Annotated in this window: 4 protein-coding genes and 2 pseudogenes; 4 read left to right on the top strand and 2 right to left on the bottom strand. The window is 72.5% G+C overall.

All coding sequences use genetic code 11. The features are described 5' to 3' along the window. Both DY240_RS32475 and DY240_RS24665 read left to right on the top strand, forming a co-directional pair. Positions 1-2,034 (top strand): annotated as a pseudogene (locus DY240_RS32475) (hypothetical protein); the annotation flags it as partial. Positions 2,035-2,114: 80 nt separating this feature from the next. Continuing rightward, positions 2,115-2,453: pseudogene (locus tag DY240_RS24665) on the top strand (DUF4097 family beta strand repeat-containing protein); the annotation flags it as partial. Here the strand turns inward: DY240_RS24665 and DY240_RS24660 are convergent. Continuing rightward, positions 2,434-3,402 (bottom strand): AraC family transcriptional regulator, encoded by a 969-nt coding sequence (locus DY240_RS24660; RefSeq protein WP_119662357.1) that lies wholly within the window; start codon positions 3,400-3,402, stop codon positions 2,434-2,436. The pseudogene DY240_RS24665 and the gene DY240_RS24660 sit on opposite strands and share 20 nt — an antisense overlap. Before the next feature lie 150 nt (positions 3,403-3,552). On the opposite strand from DY240_RS24660, the gene DY240_RS24655 reads away from it, so the two are divergent. Together DY240_RS24655 and DY240_RS24650 are read left to right on the top strand one after the other, a co-directional pair. Beyond that, a complete protein-coding gene (locus tag DY240_RS24655) occupies positions 3,553-4,374 on the top strand; it encodes an NAD(P)H-binding protein (RefSeq protein ID WP_119662356.1) in 822 nt (273 codons plus the stop codon). A 13-nt stretch (positions 4,375-4,387) separates the two neighbouring features. Next, positions 4,388-4,873 carry an anthrone oxygenase family protein gene (locus DY240_RS24650; RefSeq protein ID WP_119662355.1) on the top strand — a complete coding sequence of 162 codons (486 nt, stop codon included), beginning with the start codon at positions 4,388-4,390 and terminating at the stop codon, positions 4,871-4,873. Here the strand turns inward: DY240_RS24650 and DY240_RS24645 are convergent. Then, positions 4,860-5,828 (bottom strand): NAD-dependent epimerase/dehydratase family protein, encoded by a 969-nt coding sequence (locus DY240_RS24645; protein ID WP_119662354.1) that lies wholly within the window; start codon positions 5,826-5,828, stop codon positions 4,860-4,862. The two genes, DY240_RS24650 and DY240_RS24645, sit on opposite strands and share 14 nt — an antisense overlap. Positions 5,829-6,048: the final 220 nt, after the last annotated feature.

Raw genomic sequence — 6,048 nt, 5'->3', positions numbered from 1 at the left:
GGCGCCGCGCTGGCAGCGCCGGCCGCCGCCGCACCGGCCGGCCCGCTGCGCCCGGCACTGCCCGGCAGGCTGGCCGGCATCGAGACCGTCACCAGCGTCGAGGACCTCGTCGACGGCGGTGCCGACGGCGCCCAGGTCCACCTGCTCGGCTACTGGCCCGACCTGCCGGGCGTCGGCGGCGGTGTCCTGTACTGGGACGCCGACTCCACCGACCCGGCCAACGGCGGCACCGTCTTCGCCGTCGACGGCGTCGCCACCGGCCGCTGGAAGCGCCCGGCGTCGACGACCATCGACCTCGCCGACTTCGGCTGCCGTGGCGCCGGCGACGTGGACGACTCCGCCCGCGTGCAGGCGGCCGTCGACGCGCTGCCGCTCGGCGGGATCATCGAGCACGGGCCGGGCAAGGTGCGCATCGAGTCGACCATCCGGATCGAGCGGGCGCCGATCACCTTCCGCGGCGTCGGCCCCACCGACTCGCTCGGGACCGCCACGCAGTTCGTCATCGCGACCGGCGACGCGGACGGCTTCGTGCTGTCCGGCTGCCACGGCGGGGGCTTCCGCGACCTGCAGTTCCAGGGCGAGAACCTCACGGGCGGGTACCTGGTCCGCACCGAGCGGATCGGCCCGGAGACCAACGACGGCAACTACATGCTGACGTTCCAGAACGTGCGGTCGCGGCTGGGCTACAACGGCATCCTGCTGCGTGCCTGTAACACCGTCCGGTTCCTCAACTGCGTCTGGAACGAGTTCCACGGCGAGCAGGTCATCCTGCTCAACGGCGAGTCCGACACGTCGCGCGCCGACCCCGTCGAGTTCGTCGAGTGCGCCATCGCGGCCGGCACCGCCAACCGCGGCACCGACAACATCGTCATCGACGGCCAGGGCGGCTCGATCAAGTTCATCGCCTGCGCGGTGCTCTTCGGCCGGCACGGCATCTGGATGCGCAACACGACCGGCACCGGCCTGCCGAAGTTCCTCTACTTCGAGGGCGGCGGCTTCGAGAACGGCCACGGCGTCCCCGTCCTGCTCGAGGTCGGCGCTCAGGCGGTGTTCGCCAACGCCTACATCTCCTCCGACGGCGCCGAGGACAACGTCCGCATCCTCGACGGCTTCACCGGCATGGCGACGTTCACCGGTTGCGTCATCCGCGGCGCGGGCCGGCACGGCATCGACGTCGCCTCCAGCCACGTCACCATCACGGGCAACGTCATCGGCAACAACGCGCGCATGGCGCACCCGAACTTCTCCCGGGCCATCACCGGGCTGGCCGGCAACGGCTCCGGCGGCGTGCGCGTCACCGTCGACGCGGCGCACGGCTGGGAGACCGGGGACCGGATCCGGATCGAGGAGGTCGGCGGCGCCACGGGCGTCAACGGCACCTGGCCGGTGACGGTGGTCGACGACACGCACTTCGACCTCGTGGGCGCGTCGCTGGGCGGCTCGTACAGCGGCGGCGGACGGGCCATCCGCACCGGAACCGGCATCCACGTGCGCGACACGGCCGAGAAGGTGATCATCACCGGCAACCTGCTCGGCCGGCTGCCGGAGGGCCTGCACCGTCAGGACTACGGCCTGATCAACGCGGCGACGGACGTGCTGATCAGCGGGAACGACCTCAACGGCAACCTCGTCGGTCCGTACCTGCTCACCGGGACGCAGAACGCGCAGACCCGCATCGTCGGCAACAAGGGCCTCGAGCAGATCGACGGCCGGCTCAGCGTCCGCATCGCCGGTGCCGTGGCCGACGGCGGCTACGACTTCCCGAGCCAGCTCTACCTGGACGGCCAGCGGATCCGGATCGTCCGGGTCACCCGGGTCCTCGGCGCCGGCACCTGCGACGTCCGGCTGGACGTGGACGGCGCGAGCGCCGGCGGCTCCGCCCTTCCGGTGACGACGACGATGCAGTCGACCCCGCTGGCCGTCCCGCCGGCCGTCGACGGCGTGGGCGCACCGAAGCGCCTGCAGGCCCGCGTGCTCAACGCCAGCGGCGCTCAGGATCTGGAGGTCCAGTTCGGCTACCAGCTGGTCAGCTGATCCCGCAGCAGCAGATGACGCCCGCCCGTGGCGATCGCGGCCGCGGGCGGGTGCTGCCGGCTCACTGGGCGCCGTTCGACGGCGCGGTGCGGAGGACGTCACGGGTGCCGGCCGGCTCCGGCGTCGAGGCCGAGGCCGCCAGCGACGGCGCGTACCACCAGATCAAGATCGACGAGGCCGCGAGCGTCCGCCTCACGGCAATCGACGGCGACGTCGAGGTCGGCCGGCTGGGCGGCCCCGCGGAGATCAGCACCACCAGGGGCGACATCGAGGTCGCCGCGGCCGCCGGCGTCTCGGCCGCGCTGGACGCGGGCACCGGCTACGGCCGCATCCGCAACGCCCTCAAGAACGACGGCACGGCCGAGCTCGACATCCGCGCCACCACCTCGAAGGGCGACATCACCGCTCGAAGCCTCTGACGGCGGCGGTGCGCTTGACGGCGCCGGGCGGGAGGCCGACGACGCGCTTGAAGGCGCGGGCGAACGCGGCCTCGGATCGGTACCCGAGCCGCCGGGCGAGCTGGGCTGCCGTCGCCTGTTCGGTCCGCAGTGCATCGTGCGCGAGGTTCATCCGCCACGTCGTCAGGTACTGCATGACCGGCTCGCCGACGACCTTGGTGAAGCGGTCGGCGAACGCCGAGCGCGACATCGCCAGCTCGGCGGCGAGGCCGGCCACCGACCAGTCGCGGTCGGGCTGCTTGTGGATCAACGAGATCGCCCGGCCGATCTGCTCGTCGTGCAGCGCGCCCAGCCAGCCGGTGCGGGCGGCCGGGTCGGTCTCGATCCAGGCGCGGATCGCCTGGATGACCAGGATGTCGCCGAGCCGGGTGATCACCTCCTCGCCGCCGGGGCGCAGCTGCTGCGCCTCGACGGCCATCAGCCGCAGTGTGCTGTGCAGCCACTCCTGCTGCGGCGAGCCGCCGACCTCGACGTGGACGGTCTCGGGAAGTGCCTCGACGAGCTTGCGCGCGGCGGGGTGGTCGAAGCGGACCGCGCCGCAGATCAGCGTGGTGGGGTCGCCGCCACCGCCGTGGCGGATCAGCTCGTACCGGTCGCTGACGGCCTCACGCTCGAGCTCCATGACGTTCGGCGCCGGCGCTCCGGGTGCGCCGAGGATCAGGTGTCCGCGGCCGTGCGGGACCAGCGCCAGCTCACCGGGGAGCAGCGGCCGCGGCGAGCCGTTCTCGGTCTGCAGCCAGGCCGGCCCCGACGTCACGATGTGGAACCAGATGTGGCCCGGCATCGCCGGCATCGTCATGCCCCATGGGGCGGTCAGCTCAGAACGGCTGTAGAAGGTGCCGTTCATGCGCATCTGGTGCAGCGCCTCGCCCAGCGGGTCGGTGGGTGCCCAGTAGTCCGGCGTCGTCATGGCAACGAGTATCCACCCACCTATGCCCGTACATCCAGGAGTGCTGGACGATCGAGCATGAAGTACGGTTCTGCGATCATAGATCCGCCGACGATGCGCTGTTTGACTGGACGGCAAGTCAACCACCACCAGCGCACCAGGGAGATCGCCATGAATGCCACCACCCTCGTCCTCGGCGGCACCGGCAAGACCGGCGCCCGGATCGTCGAGCGGCTCACCGCTCGCGGCGTCGACGTCCGCGTCGGGTCGCGGTCGGCGGAGGTCCCGTTCGATTGGACCGACCGGTCGACGTGGACGGCCGCGCTCGCCGGGGTCGGCCGGGTCTACGTCTCGTACTACCCGGACCTCGCCATCCCCGGCGCCGTCGACGCGGTCGCCGCCCTCACCGAGGCCGCCCGCGACGCCGGCGTCCAGCGGCTGGTCCTGCTGTCCGGGCGCGGCGAGGAGGAGGCCCAGGCTGCCGAGCAGGTCGTCCAGCGCTCCGGGCTGGAGTGGACGATCGTCCGCTGCGCCTGGTTCAACCAGAACTTCGACGAGAACTACCTGCTCGAGCCGGTCCTCGCCGGCGAGGTCGCGCTGCCGGCCGGCGACGTGCCCGAGCCGTTCGTCGACGCTGACGACATCGCCGACGTCGCGGTCGCCGCGCTGACCGAGGACCGGCACGTCGGCGAGCTGTACGAGCTGACCGGGCCGCGGCTGCTGACGTTCGCCGAGGCGGTCGCCGAGATCGCGAAGGCCACGGGCCGCGAGATCGCCTTCGTCCCCGTCCCGCTCGACGACTACAGCGCGGCGCTGGAGGCCGAGGGCCTGCCGTCCGACCTCGCCTGGCTGATCGGCTACCTGTTCCGCGAGGTCCTCGACGGCCGCAACGCCTCTCTGGCCGACGGCGTCCAGCGCGCCCTCGGTCGCGCACCCAAGGACTTCTCCGACTACGCCCGCGACACCGCCGCGACCGGCGTGTGGAACGCCTGAAGGAGAGCCGGCCATGTCCGACCGCGTCGAGTCCACCGCCACCGTCATCGCGATCACCGGCAGCGCCCTCCTGGCCGGCCTGTGGTTCTTCTGCTCCGTCGTGCTCATGCCCGCCCTGTCGCGCCGCCCCGTCCCCGAGGCGATCGCCGCGATGCAGGAGATCAACGTCGTCATCCTCAACCCGGTCTTCGGGCTGGCCTTCGGCGGGACGGCACTGCTGTCGCTGGGCCTCGCCGTCGGCACGCTGTTCCGGCTGGACCGGCCGGCGTCGGGGCTGCTGCTCGCCGCGGCCGCCGTGATCCTCGTCGGCACGTTCGTCGTGACGATGGCCCTCAACGTCCCGCTCAACGACCAGCTCGCCGCCGTCGACCCGGCCGGCGCCGCCGGCGCCGAGGTGTGGGCGCGCTACCTGTCGCGCTGGACCGCCTGGAATCACGTCCGGCTGGTCAGCTCGACCGCGTCGGTGGTGCTGTTCGCCACCTACCTCATCCGGCGCTGAGCTCGACGTCGAGCTCCCCGTGGCGCGCCAGCCACTCGACCGCCTCGCGGACCGCCGCCTCCGGCGCGTACCGCGGGGCGTAGCCGAGCAGCCGGCGCGCCTTGTCGACGGACGCGAACTGGCTGCGCGACAGGTGGTCCCAGCTCTGCTCGGCGTACTCCGGCGCCGTCCGGGAGCGGAACTCGTCCCAGCTGACGAACTCCAGCGACGGTGTCCGCCCGAACCAGCCGGCCGCGTACTCGGCGAACCCGCGCACCGTCAACGCCGAGGCCGCCGTCACGTGGAACGCCTGGCCGGCCGCCGCGTCGCGGTTCTCGATCGCCAGCTGGAAGCCCTGCGCGACGTCGTCGGCGTGGACGTGGTGCAGCAGCTCCGCGCCGATGCCCGGGACGGCGAGAGGCGCGCCCGACGCGAGCGCCGTCCACACCGACGGATCGAGGTTGCCCAGCGGGTTGATCGGGTGCCAGCCCGGCCCGCTGATGTGCCCCGGGTGCAGCGACGTCGTGACCAGCCCGCCGCGCGCCGTCTCGTCGATCAGCAGCCGTGCGATGGCCGCCTTCTGCACGCCGTACTCGCCGAACGGCACCGTCTCGCTGTCCTCGTGCAGCGGGATCGACCGGCTCGGCCCGTGCATCCAGATCGATCCGCAGTGGACGAGGTGCGCCACCCGGCCCCGCAGCCCGTCGACCAGGTGGCGCGCGGACTCCTCGGTGAAGCAGACCATGTCGACGACGACGTCCGGTGCGAGGCCGGCGACCCGGCCCGCGAACGTCCGGGCGCGGTCCTCCGCCTCGCGGTCGACGACCAGCTGCTCGACCCGCTCCCAGGCGGGATGGTCCGTGTACGGCCGCCGGGCGCCGCGGCTGAGGTTGACGACCTCGTGCCCGGCGGCGACCAGCCGCGGGATCAGGTACGTGCCGACATGACCGGTCCCGCCGACGACCACGATGCGCATGCGCCCATCATGGGCCACCGTGCGCCTCCCAGGCCGATCCGCGCTCTCGTGCTCGTCGAATCGACCTTGTCGGTGGGGGCGGGTAAGATCATTTGCATGTTCGAAGAAGCGCTGCTGACTGCTCCACCGCCGGAGGCTGCTCCGCCCGTGGAGTGGATGGCGGCGTCGCCGTGTGATGACCCGAGCGTCGCCGACATCGACCCGGCCCTGTTGGAACAGT

Origin of the sequence: Jiangella rhizosphaerae (assembly GCF_003579925.1) — a bacterium.
GTDB classification, from domain to species: Bacteria; Actinomycetota; Actinomycetes; order Jiangellales; family Jiangellaceae; genus Jiangella; species Jiangella rhizosphaerae.
The sequence above is the reverse complement of the archived record's forward strand: the minus strand, read 5'-3'. Positions and strand labels throughout refer to the sequence as shown.

Bases quoted from the DNA above. Each gene is read 5' to 3' on its own strand.
- DY240_RS24660 (WP_119662357.1), bottom strand. From the start codon at position 3,402: ATGACGACGCCGGACTACTGGGCACCCACCGACCCGCTGGGCGAGGCG.
- DY240_RS24655 (WP_119662356.1), top strand. From the start codon at position 3,553: ATGAATGCCACCACCCTCGTCCTCGGCGGCACCGGCAAGACCGGCGCC.
- DY240_RS24650 (WP_119662355.1), top strand. From the start codon at position 4,388: ATGTCCGACCGCGTCGAGTCCACCGCCACCGTCATCGCGATCACCGGC.
- DY240_RS24645 (WP_119662354.1), bottom strand. From the start codon at position 5,828: ATGCGCATCGTGGTCGTCGGCGGGACCGGTCATGTCGGCACGTACCTG.